Below are 21,363 nucleotides of genomic sequence, written 5' to 3'. Positions count from 1 at the left end.
ATGCATCAATTGATTATAAAACCTTATGAAATTGAATTGTGTGGGGTTAAGCTTACTGTTTTCCCTATGTATGACGGAACTTATGATGTTTTTAACGATCAAGAAAAACTCGGGACCCTGTTTATCGACTTAACCGCTGCCGGCGTAATCTGGAAAAAAATCGGTTCGATCAGTTATGATTATGCTTGTAAGATTGGTGATCTGATCATGATAAATGAAGTGTAATTCATTAAATCTTTAATATTAAGATTTCTTAATATTAAAGATTTATCTTGAGGGTATTTTTGGTGAAAACCCTATGAAAACTTTCCGTAACTTTTTAATTTGCTTAGGCCTCCTGCTTACCCTGCAGGCAGAGGCTCAGATCCGTTTGTCTTATAACCAAGGTCATAGCCACAATGATTACCACCAGCAGATTCCTTTGATCAATGCTTATCATGCTGGCATGGGCTCTATCGAAGCTGATATTTTTGTAAGCAATGGTGAGTTATGTGTTGCTCATGATTCTGTGGACATCAGCAACAACCTTACATTGAAAAAGATGTACCTGGATCCGCTGGCGGATTTTTATATGAAGAGTGGCAATAAGCCTTATCCTGATCCGAGATTAAACCTTCAATTGGTTATAGACATCAAGGCGAACCATAAACAGGTACTTCCGATCCTTATCAGGGAACTGAAGGCCTATCAGCAAACTTTTAATAGCGCTATGAATTCCAAAGCCATACGGATCGTGGTTAGTGGTAATATGCCTGCTCCTCATGAATTTAAAAACTACCCTGAATACATTTTTTTCGATGGCCGCCCTTATATCGAGTACACCAAAGAACAATTGAAACGGGTCGCCATGATCAGTGATGATCTTAAAAAGTATACGAAATGGAAGGGGATCGGGATGCTTCCCAAAACTGATCTGGATAAATTAAGGGCGCTTGTAAAACAGGCGAAGAAACTGCATAAACCGTTCAGGTTTTGGGCTACGGTGGACAACCCGAACACCTGGACGGTGTTGGAGCAGCTTGGTGTAGGATGGATTAATACAGACCATCCTGAAAAACTGAAGCAGTTTTACCTTCATAAAAACACCAACATGTAATATGTAGCAGTTTTAAGCTGCTATTTTTTTCTCGTATTCAATTGATATTTTTCCATCACCTTCAATCAGAAAGCAGATTAGTCCGATCAGGACAAAGGCAGATAACCAGATTTCTGAATAGGGCCGGAATAAATCATTACCCAGGTTTACAAAAAACAAAGCAACCAAAAGGATTGGCAAATTGAGTAGACAGGACATACGGGTATGTGAACCGATCACGATAAGAAATCCGCCGATAATGTGTAGTAGAATAATAATGTGTGCCGCCAAACTAATGAATGCCGCTCCAATAACATTAGTGTCATTCATTAACTTCGTGAATGCATCTAAATGGGCAAAGAATGCAATCCCTTTCCATATTAAGATTAAGCCCAATACGATCCTGAAATAGTCAAGCCATTTTGGGTGGTGTTGATCGCCCCAGTTACGGATTTTTGTAAGTAGGTTCATAACAAAATATATTGGTTTCTTGAATTTACAAAATATTCCTATGCATTACAATAAATTTTATGATAATTTACTGTTGGAATTCCAGCCCGATCAATTTGAATGGAGCTTATTTTTCCAGGAAACCAAAACTGAAAATTTATGAAGGGTATATATAGATTTTATAAAAACTTAAATGATGAATGGTATATTGATCTGCCAGGATGGATGGGTCCGAAGGCAGAGCTTGAAATGGTAGAGGGTGCAGACACCATGCTCGATACGGTGAGTGGCCAAGCTAATGAATGTTATCTGAAGTTAAGTGATGAACCTTTTAATGGGGCTGAGGAGCTGACTTTAGAAAAAGCGAGAATTTTAGATCAGGGCGGGGGCGGAGATTATCTGCTTAAAACTTACCAGGCGGAAGAAATAAACCATAAAATGTGGCTTTGTGAAGTTACGAAATTCATATTTAAGGGCCTGCCCCAAAAAATCTATTTTAAAAAGCAATAATTAATGTGGGAATGATCGAGGGGCAATTTTCGTCATCCCGAACCCTGAGCCGGGATCTTTGATGGAACCTGTATCGGGGTCCGGGAGGATGGAGAGATAACCACAGTTTAACTTCTTACGCCTGTTGCCTTTAACATTAACTGGTGTAAATCTGTGTTTTTAACAAATGGTTGTAACAGATCGCTTCCCGGACCAACCATGGCTAGTTCTACGTAGTCTGATGAGTGATCCATGGAGCCAAACCCTACATTGGTATATTTTTGCTGGATATCAGCTAACATTTTATAAGGTAGATTTTCTGTATTATATAAACCGCTTTTATCTTTCTGCTGATAATGTGCCAGTAAAACATCGGCTTCTTTGGAGGTAATGACCATCGACTGCGATGACTCTATTTTGTCAATTACCTGTGAGGGTGTATAGTTTCTGTTTATCTGTTGAAGTAAGGCCTCATTGGTTTGGGTGAACTTCCCGATGCGATCAAAGTTGGCATTGTCGCCGGAAAATAAACCGGGATTTGAGTTTCCGTGATCGGTGGTTACAATAACGAGGGTATTGCCATCTTTTTCTGCAAAGGCTAATGCTTCTGCCAAAGCTTCATCGAAAGCAATCTGCTCATAAAGCAATGCGCCAATATCATTGGCGTGTGCAGCCCAATCTACTTTGCCCGCTTCCACTTGTAACACAAATCCGTTTTTATTGGAACTCATTAAAGATATTGCCTTCGTAGTCATCTCGGCAAGTGTTGGAACGGTATCCTGAAGCGTTTTGTCCTGGTTACGATCCAGTGTATAAGGTAATCCATCATCAGCAAAAGTTCCTATAACAGGTTTGCCTGTCTTTAAATTCAGCATTTCCTGTCTGTTGCGGGCTAAAGAATATCCTTTTGAAGTAAATTCTTTGTACATATCTTTTCCATCCTTCCTTTTGGAAGCGTCAAAATATTGTGTGCCACCACCCATCATGACATCAAATTTTAAAGGAAGATATAATTCTGCTATTTTGGACTGATCGCCGCGACTGCTCACATTAACACAAAAGCCTGCAGGTGTTGCATGGGTGATGGGTACTGTGGTCACACAGCCTACAGCTTTTCCGGCATCCTTAAACTTTTGAAGGATGGGTTTATGTTGCTCGCCACCGGGGCCAACATTTAGGGAGCCATTATTTACCCTTACACCACCTCCCCAGGAAGAACTGGCAGCAGCAGAGTCTGTAACCATGGAGTTTGCAGATGCTGTATCCATTAAAGCCCTTACGGAACGATTCTCACGATATAAACTTAACCAGTTACTTTGCCTGCCGAATTTACGGTTAAGGTGGAGGTCGGCCATATTTAAGGTGCCCGTGCTCATCCCATCGCTCACCATAAAGATTATATTTTTAGCTTTTCCAGCTTTTGCCAATGGGGCAGGCGGCGTAAAAATAGATGCTTCGGCGCGAAATGGATTAACTAACGCAGTTCCAAGAACTGTTAGTGCACTGTTGCGAAAGAAATCTCTTCTTTTCATATACTTTGTTTAATGCACAAATTAAGCTTTTTCAATTGATCTGGGTGTTAATAGCATGTTAAGTTTAGTTACCTGGAGCAGGTAGTTATAATACGGTTAATTTCCGGTAGTATAACAAAATCGCCAGTTGGTCGATATTTTGTTTAACCTGGTATAAAACCCTGTTTGTTGCTGAAACGTTTCCGAAATGGAGTCGTCTTATATCCAAAGAATTAAAAAAGAAATTAAAAATAAGGATATGAAAACTTCAATCAAAACAGCATTCGCAACAGCATTAACAGCGGTATTATTAGCAACAACAGCATTTACAACCTTTGCTACAGAAAGCCCTAAAAAGGCTACCGTTAAAGCAAGCGCCATGAAAGTAAATATGGTGGTGGTAACTGGGGATGTAGATGTATACCTGATCCATTCAGATAAGGAAGATATCAAAGTTGTTCCATTCGGTGATAACGAAGCCAATGTTTCCTTTAAAAAACGTGGACCTAAATTATTCATCAACAGTGCTGAAGCCGGTCGTGCCACCATTTATGTTTACCTGAAAGACTTGAAAAGAATTGATGCCTCGAATACCGCGATGGTAAAAACCAGAGGTGATTTTAACATGGATGCATTGCAGATCTTTTTGAAGGACGATGCTAAAGCAAATGTCAATGTAAACACCAAGAGCTTGTATACTGTGATTAAAGATCAGTCCGATTTGAAACTGACCGGCCAATCAGATGTTCATATCCTGGAAAAAGCGGAGTACGCTACTTTAAAAATGCACCATTTTAATGCTGGGAAAACAGAGGCAATGACTTCAAAACCAACCTATGCAGCAATTAATCGATGATAAGCTTGGATAAGCCCAACAAACTTAACGAACAAGGAGGTTGATCACATAAAATGATCAACCTCCTTTATTTAGTCCTGGTCATGTTTTTCCGGCTTTATTTCAGACTGCATGATTTGTTGCTCATACTTTCTTTTGTCTCTCTGGTCTTTTTTAAATATCCAGATAATGAGAAGGACTATTGCCAGTAAAGACAGGCCTACCCACCAATAGTTTATTTCCATATTTGTATATTTCTAATAAATGTCGGAATAAGAATTTAATTAACATAATGTTTCAACCTGTAATGGTCGTATGAATGCCGGACCCTTTATTTAATTTTACATTGCAAAAATTCAAGTATCTGGCGGTTTAAAAATTAAGCTGAATCAATCTGGCATTAATCTCTAACATACCTGCCTGGTCAATTAACTCTTTTACTGGTTTGCTGCCAAGTAGATTATCTTTATCTCTTTCTGTTGCCCATACACGATCAGCCTCTACTGCAAAGAAATTGATCCAATCTTTATTGTGGTCAATTTTATACAACGCTGCATATCCTCTTAGCATCACCGCGTTAAACCAGTAATTGCCGCCGATTTTTCCGTCTTTAAAGAAATGAGACCTGCCTGCTTTTGCGATTCGCTGTGCTTCTGCCAGGTATTTTTTATCACCTAAAAGCTGATAGAATAGAACATTACTCTCCAGCATGGTACCTGTATTGTAGGTGAATAACCTTTTATCAATTTCCAACGAAGGGATTTTAATTGCGTCCCAATATAGGCCTTCGGGTGTCTGTAAATGTTCATTTGTCCAGGTATATAACGATTTGGCCATCTCCAGGTATTTCGGTTCTTTGGTCACTTTGTAAAGCTGTAACGCAACCAAGATCCCCGGACCGTTGGAGCAGGTGTTTTTAGTGTCTTTTTCCCCTTCTTTCCAATAAAGTCCACCTCCAGCAGCGTTGTCAAGTCCGGCGAGCACCATGTGCTCATAAATCATTTTTGCTTTTTCCAGATAAAGTGGTTTTTTGTTACGCTGATAGGCATCAAGGTAAGCGATAGCTATCCATTGATTATCGTCAAAAAACCTTGAGCTTAATCGCTCCGCTGTGACATAATCCTGATAGGCCGGGGCGGGTGCGGCATCATTGTAATACTGGTCGATTGCTTTTACCACCACAGACATATAGTCCTTTTTTGGTTCAAGTGCTTCCATTTCATTGGTTGCCTGAATGAGCGCACATAATGGCCATAACCACGAGTGTTTATTGAAGTTTTCTGATAGGGTAGTGGTTTCGAGGTAAAGCCCGGTTTGTGGTTTAAAGAAGTGTTTTTCGATATTTTTATGAATGGTGTTAACGGTGTTTTTTCGGTTGTTAACGGCTTTCATATGATCCGATAGATTGGTTCCGACTGCCTTAGTTACACCAAGAATTAAAACAATGGATAGGGCTAAATAAATAAGGGAACTTGTTTTCATTTGTTTATAGTTGGGTTTTTAATGGCGATAAAGCTATCATCTGTGATTATACTATTTTTTTAAGTTGACCTGCAGTATGAATCAGTTTTGTTACTGCAAGATAGTATATCTTAAAAAGATACAAGCGGAAATTATTCCCCTTTTAGGCTCGTCAAAATGCTCCGTGTGGCGGCAATTCTTAAATTAATTAAATTTTATCTCCGATTTAACCTCAAAAACCCGTAAAATTGCAACATAATTACAACAATCGTTGAAATCACTATGAGTACTTTCGAATTTTTACTGCTAGTTTCCCTCCTGGGAATGATCATTTTATACACCCGTAAAAATAAGAAAGAAGAAAAGGAGCAGGTTCAAGCCAGTGATGTGATCTGTGGGAAAATATTAACTGCGGAAGAACAAAGCGCCCTCGAGCCTGACACTATTCTGTCAATTTTAAAAAAAGGAAATCAGGACTTTGTTAAGGGTGCAGTCACCGTAAGGAATAATTCGGAAAGAATGCGGCATGCTTCTCTTGGGCAACATCCTTTGGCTGTTGTTTTATCCTGCCTGGATTCACGGGTGCCAGTTGAGGATGTTTTTCACCAGGGTATAGGTGATATTTTTGTGCTGCGGGTTGCTGGAAATATTGTGAATGAAGATATTTTGGGAAGTTTAGAGTATGCCTGTAAGGTTTCGGGATCTAAACTGATTTTAGTCTTGGGCCACGAATATTGTGGTGCCATCAGGTCTGCGGTCGACAAAGTAGAAATGGGAAATATCACTTCTTTACTGGAGAAAATACAACCTGCAGTAAACGCATCCGAGGATTTTGTTGGAGATAAAACTTCTGCAAATCCGGCTTATTTAACCCATGTATGTGCAGAGAACGTGAAGGTAAGTGTCGATAATATCAGGGCTAAAAGTGTGATCTTAAACCAGATGGAAGTTGAAGGGACCATTAAAATTGTTGGTGCGGTATATGACATGGAGACTGGAAGGGTGCTTTTTAAATAAGTTATTCGTATTTTGGTAAATAATATGCATATTGGATAAAATTCAATACTCATTTATTAACCTATTGAAATTCATTATAATTTTGTAACAAACAAAGCTGTTTGATAATTATGGCAACGTTGTTGCTTGTAATGCTTTTCAAAAGATAATATAATATATTATGGTAAAAAGAATACACGTTCTTGAAGACGATACTGATATTAGATATATAATAGAGTTTCTACTTAAAGACGAAGGCTACGAATTACAACTATCCTCCTCATTTGAAGAGTTGAAAACAAAGTTAAAGGATTCAGTTCCAGATTTATTCATTCTTGATGTCATGCTTCCGGATGGTGATGGTGCTGAAATATGTGCTGATCTAAAGGGTGATCTGTTTACTAAACATATCCCCGTTATCGTGATGTCGGCAAATGACCAGAATAAAACTAAGAGTATAGAAGCTGGTGCTGATGATTATATCAAGAAACCTTTTGACATCGATTATATTGTCACGAGGATCGACAAATTAATCGGAAAAACCGTAAAATAAATATTTTACTATATTTGGTCCTCAATAGATAAATTACGATGTCAGATCAGAAAAAAGAAATATTTAGCGGTATAGCTCAACGCCTTAAAATCGAAGGCTTTAATGTTGTTAATGTTGATGATACCCGTCCATGGGGTGGTTTCTTTGTTATAGATGAGGAGCAAGCACAACAGTTTGCCAATGTTTATTTTGATGGCTTAAATATTGATGATTTAAAGATCAGCGGTAAATTAAGCCCTAAAATATTAGTTGTAGCTCCTGAAAAACGCTTATCATGGCAATATCACCACCGTCGTGCGGAAATCTGGCAGGTAGTGAGTGGAACTGTAGGCGTAGTGACCAGTGATACTGATGAAGAAGGTGAATTACAAAAATTAACTCCCGGCACGCAGATTAAACTCGAAAAGGGAGAAAGACACCGTTTAATCGGCCTTGATGATTGGGGTATTGTTTCTGAAATCTGGCAGCATACTGATCTAGATCAGCCTTCAGATGAAAGTGATATCGTTAGGGTCCAAGACGATTTTGGTAGATAATTATTAAATAAAACATCCTTATTCCCCTGAAATTGGAATAAGGATGTTTCACAACTTTTCTTCCTATTTTAGCGTTTTTCTTTGCTGAATTTGCATTGATGCTTCTGCATTAACTCAATGGAACATAACCAAATACATTTCTAAAAATTCCTTACCTTATTTGCACCCAACAGAACTTTTCTTTTAGTACTTTTGTTATTAAAGTACACAAATACGGATGTGAATCCGCTAGGGCACAATAAATTTATGATTATTTTAGTATTCTTTCTCCTACACTGGTTTCTGTCTCTTTTTTCGCAGACATTTTTCCTTCACCGCTATGCGTCTCATAAAATGTTTAAAATGAACCCCTTCTGGGAGAAATTCTTTTATACATTGACATTTTTAGCGCAGGGATCATCCTTTTTAAATCCAAGGGCTTATGCAATTATGCACCGCATGCACCATGCTTATAGCGATACGGAGAAGGATCCACATTCCCCACATTTTATCAAAGACGTTTGGGGCTTGATGATCCAGACTAAAAATATTTACCTGGATCATGTGAAGTATAAAACTGAACCTGAAGAGCAGTTCCGGGGGAATTATCCAACCTGGTCTTTCATAGACAGAATCGGCGATGCCTGGTTAACCAGATTGACATTTATATTGTTTTATGTTGGTTTCTATGTGATGTTTGCCACGCAGTGGTGGATGTTTCTTTTATTGCCAATTCATTTTTTAATGGGACCAATCCATGGTGCAATTGTCAACTGGTGCGGACATAAATATGGTTATTCCAACTTCGATAACAAAGACCATAGCAAAAACTCTTTACCATTAGATTTTCTGATGTTAGGGGAGTTGTTTCAAAACAACCACCATATGAGACCGAATAGCCCTAATTTTGCTGCTAAATGGTTTGAATTTGATCCTACATATCCTTTGTTGAAATTGATGCACTGGATGCGTATCATCAAAATCAGAAAGACTAAAATCTAGCCACACTTGAAATCGAGAAAGACTTACGATCGGAAGATAAAACTTCAGTAGTGAAGAGCTAGTAATGGCTTCATTTCGAATTAAACCTTCACTCAAACAAAAAAAGACCTTGAAATTTAATCAAGGTCTTTTTTTGTTTGTATCGTTTTTTAAAGCTTAGCTCTTGCCGCTCCAGCGACGGCTGCCACTTTTTGGTGTTCTCTTTGCACCGCTCAGGTTTGGTTCACGATCACCTCGTGGTGCACTTTTGCTTTTAGCAGTTTCTGAAGCTGTATTTGCATGAGGACCCCTGCGGTGATTCGATGCAGTAGATTTTCCTTTTTTAGGTTGATCTTCCTGTTTCGCCATCAGGGTTTGCCAGCTCATTGCATAAGGATTATCTTCAGCTACTGGTAATGGTAGTCCGATCAGCTTTTCTATATCTCTTAAATATTCCTTTTCTTCAGCATCACAGAAGGAAAAAGCGATGCCACTTAATCCTGCACGGCCAGTACGGCCAATTCTATGTACATAAGTTTCTGGAATGTTTGGTAATTCATAATTGATCACATGCGTTAATTCATCAACATCAATACCACGTGCAGCAATATCAGTTGCCACTAGAATGCGGGTGCTTCTGTCTTTAAAGTTAGTCAGTGCTCTTTGTCTGGCATTTTGTGATTTATTACCGTGGATAGCTTCTGCTTTAATACCCACTTTAATTAAGTCTTTAACAACTTTATCCGCGCCATGTTTGGTGCGTGTAAATACCAATGCCGTTTGAATATTTTTATCTTGCAGGATGTGGTTGAGTAAAGTCCTCTTGTCATTTTTAGCCACATAATAAATTGATTGCACAATTTTCTCTGCGGTAGTTGATGCCGGTGTTACCTCAACTTTGTTTGGTTCGTTAAGTATCGTATTGGCTAACTTTTGAATTTCCGGGGGCATTGTTGCCGAGAAAAACAAAGTTTGTCTTTTTGCAGGAAGTTTAGCAATTACTTTTTTTACATCATGGATAAAACCCATGTCCAGCATCCTGTCGGCTTCATCCAAAACGAATATTTCCAACTCACGCAAGTTAATGAAGTTTTGACCCATCAAATCCAGGAGCCTTCCTGGTGTTGCTACTAAGATATCAACACCCCTTTGTAAGGCATCAGTTTGGGCCTTTTGTCCTACACCACCAAAAATAACCTGGTGTTTTAGGGGCAGGTTTTTGCCATAAGCTTTGAAACTTTCTTCTATTTGAATGGCAAGCTCACGTGTAGGTGTAAGTACTAAAGCTTTAATGGGCCTTGGTCCCTTTGTATTTGCATGTGGCTTGTGCAACAATTGCAACATGGGAATAGCAAAAGCGGCAGTTTTTCCGGTGCCGGTTTGTGCGCAGCCCAAGAGGTCTTTGCCTTTTAATATAGTTGGAATTGATTGTTCTTGTATGGGGGTAGGTTGAGTATAACCTTCTGATTCCAGCGCAGATAAAATTGGCTCAATCAGGTTTAATTCGTTGAATAACAATATGTAAGTGTTTAATGTATAATAGAATGAACAAATTTCATTTCGGTGCAAAGATACATATATTTTTTACGTTATATCGATTTTTTACTCCAGAGTAGCTTTCCAATAAAATAAATAAGAATAAAACCTGGAAACAGGTAAACACCATTTGAAGCGCAGCCGGATTATCATTGTAAATCCCCATTCCTTTTGCCAAGGCTAACAACCATCATTTTAAATTGCGGAAACATACTTTTAATTGTGCATTTTTGAATTATACTGAGCATTTGGTGTTATGAGGGGCATTATTATCTAAATATTGCGAAGCAGTCTTAAAAGACTTGTTTTCACCTCAAATTCCTTAAATTTGCGAATCTACAATTCTACAAATCATCATGGCAGAACCAAAATATAACGAAGACAGCATACGGTCACTCGACTGGAAGGAACACATTAGATTGCGCCCAGGTATGTACATCGGAAAATTGGGCGATGGATCAGCCCAAGACGACGGTATCTATGTTTTGTTGAAAGAGATTTTTGACAACTCGATTGATGAGTTTGTGATGGGATCCGGCCGTACGATTGAAATTACTGTGTCTGAACATAAAGTGAATATCCGTGATTATGGTCGTGGTATTCCCTTGGGTAAAGTGATCGATTGTGTTTCCAAGATCAATACGGGCGGTAAATACGACAGTAAAGCTTTCCAGAAGTCTGTAGGTTTAAATGGTGTTGGTACAAAAGCCGTTAATGCTTTGTCGAATTCCTTTGTCGTTCAGTCTTATCGTGATGGTAAAACCAAAAAAGTAGAATTCTCCAAAGGTGAAATTGTGATGGAACATCCCATCATTGATACTACACAGCGCAATGGTACAGCCATCACGTTCTATCCTGACGAAAGCATCTTCAGAAACTACCATTATATTTCTGAATTTGTGGAGAGTATGATCTGGAATTATGTGTTCCTGAATGCTGGACTTACTGTTAATTTTAACGGTCAAAAGTTTTTCTCTGAACGCGGCTTGTATGATCTTTTGAATAAAGTAGCTGATGTAGATCATCTCCGTTATCCGATCATTCACCTTATAGGCAATGATATTGAAATTGCGATGACCCACGGACAGCAGTATGGTGAAGATTATCACTCCTTTGTTAACGGCCAGCATACCACCCAGGGGGGGACACACCAGGCTGCTTTCAGGGAAGCTGTCGTAAAAACCATCCGTGAATTCTATAAGAAAGAGTATGAAGCGTCGGATATCCGGTCTTCCATAATTGCAGCCATCTCTATCAGGGTGCAGGAACCTGTCTTTGAATCGCAAACCAAGACAAAATTAGGCTCTCAAAATATGGGGCCAGACGGGCCATCGGTACGTACCTTCATTAATGATTTTGTGAAGAAGGAACTCGACGACTACCTTCACCGGCATTCAGATGTGGCGGATGCATTGTTAAAGCGGATCCTTCAGTCTGAACGTGAGCGAAAAGATATCGCCGGAATTAAGAAGCTGGCTAATGACCGTGCGAAAAAAGCTTCTTTGCACAATAAAAAACTCCGCGATTGCAAGGTGCATTTCAATACCACGCATGAAAAAAGATATGAAACAACCTTATTCATCACCGAGGGGGATTCTGCTTCAGGGTCGATTACCAAATCCAGGGATGTCGATTGTCAGGCGGTTTTTAGTTTAAAGGGGAAACCACTAAACTGTTATGAACTCACCAAAAAGGTAGTGTATGAGAATGAAGAGTTTAACCTTTTGCAACATGCGCTGAATATTGAGGATGGGCTGGAGGGCTTGCATTACAACAATATTGTGATTGCGACGGATGCCGATGTGGATGGGATGCACATCAGGTTGCTGATGATGACCTTCTTTTTACAGTTTTTCCCGGATTTGGTGCGCGCCGGACATGTTTATATCCTGCAGACGCCTTTGTTCAGGGTGCGTAATAAAAAAGAAACGATCTATTGTTATAGTGATGAGGAACGCAAGGCAGCCATTGCGAAACTAGGATCAAAACCTGAAATCACCAGATTTAAAGGTTTGGGTGAAATATCCCCTGATGAATTTGGCTTGTTTATCGGTAAAGACATCAGACTTGATCCTGTAATCCTAAAAGAGCAGACCATTAAAGGTTTGCTCGAGTATTATATGGGCAAGAATACGCCGGATCGCCAGAAACATATCATCAGTAACCTTAGAATTGAAAAAGATACCATTGAACAATTGATCTCGGCAGATGCAGATGCTGCGGTGGCCGCAGTTACAGAAGATGTGGTTGATATTTCGTAAGCTGTTTGTTTAGTCTGTATCAATTTTAGTGTCCTCCGGGTGTTGCGGTGGTAATACTGCGACTTCTTTTTCGACGATAATTATTTTGGTATGTACTGCATATTTGCTGGGTGCTATGCCGTCACCATATTTTTCTGCATAGGCTTGCGTAAATTCCGCACCAAAATAAAGGATAATAGCACTGTAATAAATCCATACCAAAATGATAATGATGGATCCTGCAGCACCGAAAGCTGAACCAGGATTTCCTTTCTCAATGTAGATGCCAATTAGAAACTGCCCCAGGCTAAACAATATAGCGGTAAACAGGGCCCCTATGATGGCTGGTCTCCATTTAATGACCACATCTGGAAGTACTTTAAAAATAATCGCAAATACCCCGGTAACTACGGCCAGGGTTACGGCTCGGGTAGCCAGGTCCATTACTATGGTAGTAACTTGAGGTATGTATTGTTCGACTTGTGTACCCAAAGCAACAATAATGCTATTGATAACGAGTGAAACAAGCAATAAAAATCCCATGGAAACGATTAAAGAAAAAGACAATAACCTATTGGTGATCATCTTTAACCAGCCCTTTTTAGGAATCGCTTTAACTTTCCAAATGCGGTTGATGCTGTCCTGAATCTCAATGAAAATAGCCGTCGCTCCAATAACCAGTGTGGCTACCCCAACGACTAAGCCCATGGTGCTTTTTCCGCTGAGGTTCGCATTGATGACAAAACTTTGCAGCTGTAGGGTAGCAGGTTCACCTATTAATTCATTAATCTCCGAAAACAACTTGGTATCCGGACTTAACTGATCGCCAAAAAACAAACTCGATGCCGAAATTACAATGATGATTAGCGGGGTTAAAGCAAAAATGGTATAATAGGCCAAAGAAGCACTGAGTTTAGTAACGCTATCTTCCATAAACCCCTTACCTGCAGCAAGAAAAAGGTGACCCAGCGATTTGAAGAAGCTCACAACTTTTTTGATGATTTTCATTGGTTTATATTTATTATGATAGGTTATTAAGCTATCATAAGCTTATAATCATTGCTTTTTGTAAACTACTAGCTTATAAAGGTTTCATCAGTACATAGTTTATTTTTTAGCGGCAATGAAGCTATCATAGGCTTATGATAGCTTCATTGCTTTGAAAATATTAAACGATATCAATCTTTAAGTATAAGCAATATTAAAATGGATAACCAATACCAATATTGTAAATAATATTATCTTTCCGCCATTGTTTGTCACCAAAATCAACCTCATCAATTACCCAGCGCTCACCTGGTGGTAGATAAGGTTTACGAATAGGGAAGGCCACATCCAGTCGGATCACAAAGATAGTAGCATCCACCCTTAAACCAACACCGGTACCAACCGCCATCTCATTCAAAACATTCTTAAACTTAAAACCTGAACCGGGTTTATTTGGATCTTCCTGGCGAAGCCATATGTTACCTGCATCAGCAAATAAAGCACCATGAAGAATGCTCACCAGTTTAAACCTCAGCTCCGTGTTAAACATAGCTTTAATATCACCACTTTGATCAGCGTAAATTTCCGTGGTAGGGATGCTTGAAGTTCCCGGGCCTAAAGACCTTGCTGCAAACGCCCTGATGTCGTTACTACCCCCTGCAAAGAACTGTCTTACGAAAGGCAATGACGTACTGTTACCGTAAGCGTAACCATAACCAAAATTGATGCGGTTTGCCCAGATCAGGTTTCTGGTGATCTTAAAATAATCCCTGAAATCAGCTTCCAACCGCACAAACTGTGTGAGATTTGTACCCAATATTTCTTTCTTGCCTAACTCGTTTTCCTTGGCAAATAAACCTACTACATTACCACCGGTTTCCAGACTTCCATAAAAGAAGATGTTGTTCCTTCTTTTGTCCTCCATTTGGTTGGTGTAAGTAAAATCATAATTACTGCCTATAATGAACTGCGGCTCCAGTACCCTTCTTAAATCCGGAATAGAATCATACAAACCTGCTGAATCAAGAGCAGTTATTTTCGAGTTAACGTAGTTTATGGAAATGGGGTTAAAATTATGCTCTTTGTATTGGTTCTCCTTCCAGTTGTACCCAAATTCACCCTTTATGGAATTGAGGTTGTACAAAGAACCACGTTTCAATAACTGGTAAGAAACTGATGCGATGGTTTTAGGAATAAAAGCATTGGTACTGTTGAAGTCGAAAAATGGCACGATTAACCTTGGAAAAGTTAACTTCGCTTCAGTCGTAAAGGAAAATGAATTCCGGCCCTGAGATTGTCCGCTTACCTGGGTTTCAAAACCACCACTCACACTCACGTCCAATTGCTCAGCACCTCTGAATAAATTCCTTGTGGTTTGAGTGACTTTCAGCTCTGAACCCACAAAGTTATTTGATTTACTTGTTCCGGTTGCAGAGAAAGAAAGGGATTTCTTTTTTAATGGCGTCAGGTAAATGTTTAAGTCCAGCTGGTTATTTCTAAAGCTGTCCAAGGGAACAAATTCTGCTTTTACATACTGAAATGTACCTATGTTCACCATCCTATTCAAGGATTGATTATGATCCGTTCTGTTGTACAGTTCATCCTTCTTGAAGAACACAAGGCGGTCAAACAAATTGGTTTTATAAGTTTTTCGCGGATCGTAAATCTTGAAATCGCTATAAAGCTCCGGTTCAGATTTACGCAGGATGCTATCCCTTCTCAGGGAGTAATTCGGGTAGATATTAATGTCATTAATGGTATATGGTTTCAATCCTGCATCTGGTGCAATATCTTTAACCCTTAGCCTAATATCTACCAGGTTTTTTCCGATGGTACTGTCCACCTGTAAGATGAGGTAATCAGGACTGAAGTAAAAATAGCCCAGCTGTTTAAGATCATCGTCAATCCGGATGCGTTCATTTTTAAAAACATCCAGGTCATAGTTGTCACCAACTTTCAATAAAGTATTGCCAGCATTTTGATTTATAATTCTTGCTATACCCGCACTGTCCTCAGGAAAGGTAATGCTGTTTATCTTATAGCGGTTACCGGTGTTGACCGTATAAATAGCCTTAGCTCTTTTGCTTTTTACTACCGTATCGCCAAGAACGTCTGCCTGCAGGTAACCTTGACTGATTAAATAACTTTCCAGCACGGCATTGTTATAGCCTAAATTAACTTCACTTAACAAAACCGGCGGTTCACCGATTTTGTTCCGCAACCAATTACGAAAACCTTTAGGTTTTTTGGGTTCACCAGCCAGGTTGTACATTCCTAACTTAAACCTCATTCCTAAGATCTTTTTATTGGGCCGGGGACGGGTTTTGCTTTCAAGGGTTTTTTTAACATCCTTTTGGTCATCGATTCGGACAGAAGAGTCGGGATTGATGTTTATTTCTGCGCCCACATATAAATTCTGCCCGGGTTTGAGGTGCTTTGTACTGCTACAAGCACCCCAAACTGAGCAAATAAGGATCAATAAGCTTAATTTAATTAGTTCTTTCATTTCGAGGCTTTCGTTCTTCTTGATTTCTTCTATTCTTTTTAGAGAAGTTTCTGAAAACTTCCCTGAATCTGTTATAATCTACCACTAGCGCAAATCCAATCCCGGTTTCTATGATTTCTCCTTCAATGACGCCTTCATTTTGGTTGCGCCTGTAAGCCCTCAATCTGTACCTGCCGTCTGCAGATAACAAGTATTCAACATTAACATTGCCAGCAATATTAGAAGAACTCTTACCTTTTTGTTCAGCTCCTTCCAATCCAAAGGAGCTACCAACAGTAACTGTTAACCGGTCATTCAATAATTTTTTAGATAGTCCGATTTCCAAATCAGTTTTTTGTTCCAGTTGGCCACTGGAATAATCTTCAGAAGTGTTCACGCCGAAGTTTAAATTTACACCTTGAATTAAATCAGATGCAAGGTTATTCAATTGTTCTGTTAAGAGTTTACTTACGCTGGAACGTGCAAGGGTAGAAACCCCGCCACCACCTGCCAGGCTTTGAAATGGATTGTCGGCCATAAACCTGTTCAGTGCCAATAAGGAGAACACCTGCTTGTTCAGTTCGCCTTCATCAGTATTTATTTGCTGTAATTTGGTGTAAACCTGGCCACCCAAGGCCCCCCGTTCATTTTCAGGTAAATCAAGTTTGAATTTAATGATCGGTTTAAGCAATTCACCCTCCATGGATAAGTACACCTGGAAAGGCAATTTAGTTTTGTAGGTATTTATTGTACCCGCATCTTCGGTATTCAGCTGATTTGCAAGTAAATCAATCGGCGCAGCATTAACCTCATAAAGTGCAGTGATATTCACATTTGCAGTAGTAGGCTCACCGGTCCATACCAGCGTACTTCCTTGTACCAGTTTAAACTCCTTCTTGCCTAATGGTCCAACAGATAAATTATAAGAACCATCAGAAACTTCATATGCGCCTGTTAAACTCATTTTACCACTCGGGTCCATGGTAGCCGTCAACGTGGCCTGTCCACGCACCATTAAAGCATCCCCATTTTCGGGGTCCACCACCACACTTAATTCTGCATTAGGGTCAATGGCAATGGTAGCTGCAAGGTTCATTCCTTTGATCGGCGCCTTACTGATCGAATCCGATGCCGTGAGTGCCTTCTGGTTGTTAAATGGTGCTACGTCAGCATCGATGTATTGAACTATACCTTCCTGGTCAATGATCGAGGGGTCGGTAGGCGGCATGGCAAAGAAGAACTTGGTCTTGTCTTCAACCCTTAAATCCATATCCACATCAGGCTGGTTAAGATCGCCACGAACGGAGATGGTACTGGTTAAAAATACCGTTCCATAAATCAACTCGTTGTCGGCAGCAGTTGAATTCATTACCCTGAAATTGCGGGTCCTGATATTCATATTGAAATTGAAGTCCTGGTAGTTGGTTGTGAGGATTCCACCAGTGATGGTTGCCCTTTGATTTAAAGAATCAATAATGGTAAAGTTGTTGAAGTTTACCCCTTTTTCAGTAAAGCTGATGGTTTCATTTGGCATCCTGAAATAAGAGTTGGCATAAGCAACGTTAAAGGCTGCCTGGTTAAACTTCAGGTCTCCGATAACCTTTGGCGCATCCAAGGCGCCACTGATATCAAATTGGCCCGTAATGGTGCCCGAGCCCTGCTTTATTTGTCCCATCGACAAGCTTTCTATGCCTTTCAGGTCTATTTTGTCAATATTTACCTGCAGGTCTAAAGCACTTTGTGGCGCCGTATAGTAAAAGCCATTCACCCTCATTTCGTGAACACCGGTTAAGGCGATATTGGTTTCGAAAGCATTCGCTGTATTGTTGTTGACCGCAATTCTCAGGGTGCCCAGCATATCTTTCTGATAGCGAAGCTGGTCTATGGTCATGTTGGCTTCAAATTTCGGTGTAGCTGCAAGGTCTTTCACATTCACCGTTCCATTGATAGACCCACCAGCTAAAGCACTATCCTGCTCAGCGAAACTGGTCAGCGTTTCAATACGGAAGTCTTTAAACTCAACAGTAAGCGGGGAGTTAGGCATGTCACCTTCACTGTTGATACTGAGCACCTGACCAGCATTGCTTAGGTCAAAGTTCCCAGCAAGGATCCCTGACTTCCCAAATTGAATGAAGTTCTCCGGACTTATCGCCCATTTCTGGTAATTTAGCAATAACTTCTCCGGGTCAAAACTAAACTGGAAATCTGTAGCGATGGATCTAAAGTTACCACCCAATACATATTTATCTTTGCGCTTGCTATCCCTTAGGTAAACATTCAACCCCAGGTTATTATCTACAGCCTCTCCACTCACCTCCGAATGGAAGAGTGCAAGCGAAGGACTCTGAAGACTGCGGTTGGTTAGCTTATAATTTAGTTTCTGGTCACTATTGTCAATGTTCAACAAGGTACTGTCAACCTTATAATCACCATACACAATCCTTGGAAACCAGGCGTAAACATTGAGGCTATCCTTTTGGGTATCCAGCAAACCATTCATCCTTGCAGGAGCAAAGGTGGTCAGTTCCGGTATCATGCTTTGTAAGATCTTTGGATTGTAGAAATCCACAGAAAACCTGAAGCGTTGATCCGGGATTTTGGTGACTTCTCCAAACTGATAGTACTTGTTGATCTGGTTGATTACAGCGGCCGCCAGGTTGGTGATTTCATATTTCCCGTCAACCTTAACGCTAAGTATTTCTGAATCCAGACTGAGTGAATTGTGGGTTGCCGTTGCTTCTGAATGCAGTTGAATGGTATCCACATTGAAACGCTGGCCATCCATCACCAACTGCAAGCCTTTAATAGCAACATCACCATTCAGGTAGTCAGGATCAGCACTGGCGATATCTGCATCAATGACACCCGCCAGCTTCAGTTCCGTCGGACTGAAATTTAATTTTTGGAGATCAAGCTGCTTCAATTCAATATTTCCTTTAACAGCAGGATATTTACCCGCCATATTCACAAATGCCGTCAGGTTATAATTGGCATTGGTATCGGCCATACTGCTTTTTAGATTCATTTTTTGAGCAGCATAGGTGCCACTTAAAAGTAGGTTTTTGTAAGTGTATTTATTGTATTGTGCACTAACCACCCTGGCATTTAAGTCTGCTGATGCTTTTTTCATGTCCAGGCCAGTGCCTTTAACATTAGCAATGACAGTAATTCTGCCCAACGTGGAATCCATTTGCATCATACGACCCACATTAAAATTGTTAAGGTTGATGTTAGCGGTATACCTTTCTCTTCCTTTAGGGCCTTTCATGTTGGCGACCAGCTTAGCCGAACCCATGTCGGTATTGATATTAAAGCCCGTATTAAAGTTTGTCATCGATCCTCTGAACTTACCATTTGCGTTAATGACATTTGGTAACGTGATATTGGCAGGCAATGTGTTTTTTGGAATCAGGACCAACAGATCAGCTTTCGTTAAGGAAAATCTTTTCAGGTTCAGGTCCAGGAAAGTTTTGTCAACATCAGGCAGGCCCTTAACGGTGCCACTCACGTCAATATGCGTATTCTTAAGTCCTGAAACCTGAAGTTTTGCAACATGAAGGTTGTTTAAATAACCATTGGCTATTGCGCTCACTTTTAACTTTTCATTCCGGTAATTGGCAGGAACGGCATCACTGAAAAATGCAGCGTCTCTTAAACCAATTGTCGTATTTTTAACCGCTATATCAAGTTTAACTTTTTCCGGATGTTTGGTCAAATCATCAATAGAAGTATAAGTCAACAGGGTGTTGTTTTCAATATGTGTATTTGGCGTTTTAAGCAGGAAGTTGCTTATTTTAACTTGTTGATCAGAATAAACTACATCACCCTTTAAATCCAGTACCGAAAAACCGCTTTTTTCATTGAGCTTTCCATTTTTCACCTTCACACTGATGCCAGCGTCGCTATAGGCAATCCCCTCTGCAGTTAAGCCCAGTTTACTGATTTTTAAGTGGTTAAAATCCATGCCCTTAACTGGCTTGGCTGCAAGGTTATCGAACTGTACGGTGTTGTCTGCCAAAGTAAGCTTATTCAGGAGTAAACTTAAAGGAGCCGTGGCAGTAGTATCTTTACTATCTGTGTTTTTTGCAGGTGCCTCAGGTTTAAAAGCAAACAAAACATTGGATTTGTTCAGTGTCGCATCACCAATTTGATAACTGCCCTTATTAAGATCGGCCTTTAACTGCGTGAAAGAGAACTCCCTTAAATTTAAATCAGCCTTAGTGCTATTTACCCCGGAGCTGAATTTAATTTGAGAGTTGTCGAGGTTAGCATTTGCCAGTTTGTAAATGTTGTTTGTAAGGTCAATGAACAACTTAGTCAGGGCAATATCATTCAGATTTACATTTGCATCTGTTTTAGAAATTCGGTCATTGAAATTAATCTTAACATTATTAAAAGCAAAATCCTCAATCTCTACCAATGGCAGCTTACCCGATGTTGTTTGCGAGGTATCCACACTTTTTTCCAGGTGTTCCTGTAACTGTGTCAGTGGCTTTTGTTGCATGTAACTGACCACGGTGTTTTTTAAATCAAGCTCATTGATGACATAATGCTGGTTATTGAGGTCAAATTCCTTAATTTTCGTTGTAAACTCACCGAGGTTCAATTTCATTTCATTTCCGGCAACATCGTCCCGGTAAACAATGCCTATATCCTTAAGTCCAATATCATCAATAGAAAATTTCAACGTAGAGGTGGTGTCTTTTTGAACCTCCTCTTCGGGTTTTTCCTCCTCAGACATGAAGGCATCTACTAAAAAAGAAAAATTGAAAGTAGTGTCCGGATGAATCCTGGTTACATTGGCCCGCACATTTTCCAGGTCTATATTGTTAATCTCCACCTTGTTGCTGAGCAGTTTTAACATGCTGATGTCCACAGATAGCTTTCCGGCATATAAAAGGGTATCCTTTTTTAAATCTTCGATGTAAAATTTATTGAGGATGATATTTTTTGGAAAGCCGATTTTTATGCTCTCCAGGCTGACTTCAGTACGGGTTTTATCTTTAAGATAATTGATGGCCTTATTTTTAACGAAGTTTTGAACAGCCGGAATATTGAGTGAAAGCGCCACCGTTACCACCAATAAGATAACGATGGATATAATCCATAGTATGACCTTTAAACTTTTACGTATATATTTATTCAAGTGATGAAGTATGAATGGTTAAATAATATTTTTAACTAAAACCATGCCACTAGGCTCTATTTAAACCCATTTCGATGGAATTTGTTTTAGTAAGTTTTGTTTA

Annotated in this window: 17 protein-coding genes; 9 read left to right on the top strand and 8 right to left on the bottom strand. The window is 39.7% G+C overall.

Annotation, left to right across the window (positions count from 1 at the left end):
- Together WG905_RS17935 and WG905_RS17930 are read left to right on the top strand one after the other, a co-directional pair.
- On the top strand, nucleotides 1–225 hold the full coding sequence (locus tag WG905_RS17935) for a hypothetical protein (RefSeq protein WP_339593135.1): 225 nt from the start codon (nucleotides 1–3) through the stop codon (nucleotides 223–225).
- A gap of 73 nt (nucleotides 226–298) precedes the next feature.
- Nucleotides 299–1,096 carry a phosphatidylinositol-specific phospholipase C/glycerophosphodiester phosphodiesterase family protein gene (locus WG905_RS17930; protein WP_339593134.1) on the top strand — a complete coding sequence of 266 codons (798 nt, stop codon included), beginning with the start codon at nucleotides 299–301 and terminating at the stop codon, nucleotides 1,094–1,096.
- A gap of 12 nt (nucleotides 1,097–1,108) precedes the next feature.
- On the opposite strand, the gene WG905_RS17925 is transcribed toward WG905_RS17930, so the two are convergent.
- Entirely contained in the window at nucleotides 1,109–1,546 is a 438-nt protein-coding gene (locus tag WG905_RS17925; protein WP_339593133.1) for a DoxX family protein, read from the bottom strand.
- A gap of 138 nt (nucleotides 1,547–1,684) precedes the next feature.
- Here WG905_RS17925 and WG905_RS17920 point away from each other — a divergent pair, with 138 nt between their 5' ends.
- Entirely contained in the window at nucleotides 1,685–2,035 is a 351-nt protein-coding gene (locus WG905_RS17920) for a DUF6717 family protein (RefSeq protein ID WP_339593132.1), read from the top strand.
- A 107-nt stretch (nucleotides 2,036–2,142) separates the two neighbouring features.
- On the opposite strand, the gene WG905_RS17915 is transcribed toward WG905_RS17920, so the two are convergent.
- Nucleotides 2,143–3,546, bottom strand: a complete 1,404-nt coding sequence (locus WG905_RS17915; RefSeq protein ID WP_339593131.1) for an alkaline phosphatase — start codon at nucleotides 3,544–3,546, stop codon at nucleotides 2,143–2,145.
- Nucleotides 3,547–3,784: 238 nt separating this feature from the next.
- Between WG905_RS17915 and WG905_RS17910 the strand changes: the two genes are divergently transcribed.
- Nucleotides 3,785–4,381, top strand: coding sequence for a GIN domain-containing protein (locus WG905_RS17910; RefSeq protein ID WP_339593130.1), 597 nt, complete (start codon nucleotides 3,785–3,787; stop codon nucleotides 4,379–4,381).
- Between the two features lie 71 nt (nucleotides 4,382–4,452).
- Here WG905_RS17910 and WG905_RS17905 read toward each other — a convergent pair whose 3' ends face one another.
- Both WG905_RS17905 and WG905_RS17900 read right to left on the bottom strand, forming a co-directional pair.
- A complete protein-coding gene (locus WG905_RS17905; protein WP_339593129.1) occupies nucleotides 4,453–4,605 on the bottom strand; it encodes a hypothetical protein in 153 nt (50 codons plus the stop codon).
- Nucleotides 4,606–4,732: 127 nt separating this feature from the next.
- Nucleotides 4,733–5,842 carry a glycoside hydrolase family 76 protein gene (locus WG905_RS17900; protein ID WP_339593128.1) on the bottom strand — a complete coding sequence of 370 codons (1,110 nt, stop codon included), beginning with the start codon at nucleotides 5,840–5,842 and terminating at the stop codon, nucleotides 4,733–4,735.
- A 261-nt stretch (nucleotides 5,843–6,103) separates the two neighbouring features.
- Between WG905_RS17900 and WG905_RS17895 the strand changes: the two genes are divergently transcribed.
- The 4 genes from WG905_RS17895 (at nucleotide 6,104) to WG905_RS17880 (ending at nucleotide 8,887) form a co-directional block, all read left to right on the top strand.
- Nucleotides 6,104–6,838 (top strand): carbonic anhydrase family protein, encoded by a 735-nt coding sequence (locus WG905_RS17895; protein WP_339593127.1) that lies wholly within the window; start codon nucleotides 6,104–6,106, stop codon nucleotides 6,836–6,838.
- 160 nt (nucleotides 6,839–6,998) lie between these two features.
- Nucleotides 6,999–7,370: a response regulator transcription factor gene (locus WG905_RS17890; protein WP_339593126.1), complete on the top strand. Its 372-nt coding sequence runs from the start codon at nucleotides 6,999–7,001 to the stop codon at nucleotides 7,368–7,370.
- A gap of 38 nt (nucleotides 7,371–7,408) precedes the next feature.
- Nucleotides 7,409–7,906 (top strand): cupin domain-containing protein, encoded by a 498-nt coding sequence (locus tag WG905_RS17885; RefSeq protein WP_339593125.1) that lies wholly within the window; start codon nucleotides 7,409–7,411, stop codon nucleotides 7,904–7,906.
- A gap of 246 nt (nucleotides 7,907–8,152) precedes the next feature.
- Nucleotides 8,153–8,887, top strand: coding sequence for an acyl-CoA desaturase (locus WG905_RS17880; protein ID WP_339593124.1), 735 nt, complete (start codon nucleotides 8,153–8,155; stop codon nucleotides 8,885–8,887).
- 156 nt (nucleotides 8,888–9,043) lie between these two features.
- Here WG905_RS17880 and WG905_RS17875 read toward each other — a convergent pair whose 3' ends face one another.
- Nucleotides 9,044–10,384 carry a DEAD/DEAH box helicase gene (locus tag WG905_RS17875; protein WP_339593123.1) on the bottom strand — a complete coding sequence of 447 codons (1,341 nt, stop codon included), beginning with the start codon at nucleotides 10,382–10,384 and terminating at the stop codon, nucleotides 9,044–9,046.
- A gap of 374 nt (nucleotides 10,385–10,758) precedes the next feature.
- Here WG905_RS17875 and WG905_RS17870 point away from each other — a divergent pair, with 374 nt between their 5' ends.
- The gene (locus WG905_RS17870) at nucleotides 10,759–12,663 is read left to right on the top strand and encodes a DNA topoisomerase IV subunit B (protein ID WP_339593122.1); all 1,905 of its coding nucleotides are present in this window, start codon (nucleotides 10,759–10,761) and stop codon (nucleotides 12,661–12,663) included.
- 9 nt (nucleotides 12,664–12,672) lie between these two features.
- Here the strand turns inward: WG905_RS17870 and WG905_RS17865 are convergent, their stop codons facing one another.
- The 3 genes from WG905_RS17865 to WG905_RS17855 all read right to left on the bottom strand — a co-directional run bounded on the left by WG905_RS17865 (nucleotide 12,673) and on the right by WG905_RS17855 (nucleotide 21,260).
- Entirely contained in the window at nucleotides 12,673–13,650 is a 978-nt protein-coding gene (locus tag WG905_RS17865) for a YihY/virulence factor BrkB family protein (RefSeq protein ID WP_339593121.1), read from the bottom strand.
- Nucleotides 13,651–13,843: 193 nt separating this feature from the next.
- Complete coding sequence (tamL, locus tag WG905_RS17860) at nucleotides 13,844–16,135, bottom strand: translocation and assembly module lipoprotein TamL (protein WP_339593120.1); 2,292 nt, start codon at nucleotides 16,133–16,135, stop codon at nucleotides 13,844–13,846.
- Nucleotides 16,119–21,260 (bottom strand): translocation/assembly module TamB domain-containing protein, encoded by a 5,142-nt coding sequence (locus WG905_RS17855; RefSeq protein WP_339593119.1) that lies wholly within the window; start codon nucleotides 21,258–21,260, stop codon nucleotides 16,119–16,121. Before WG905_RS17855 ends, tamL begins: the two co-directional genes overlap by 17 nt.
- Between the last annotated feature and the right edge of the window lie 103 nt (nucleotides 21,261–21,363).

The sequence above is a fragment of the Pedobacter immunditicola genome, from assembly GCF_037482985.1.
Classification (GTDB): Bacteria; Bacteroidota; Bacteroidia; order Sphingobacteriales; family Sphingobacteriaceae; genus Pedobacter; species Pedobacter immunditicola.
This window is presented reverse-complemented; position numbering and strand designations above follow the sequence as displayed.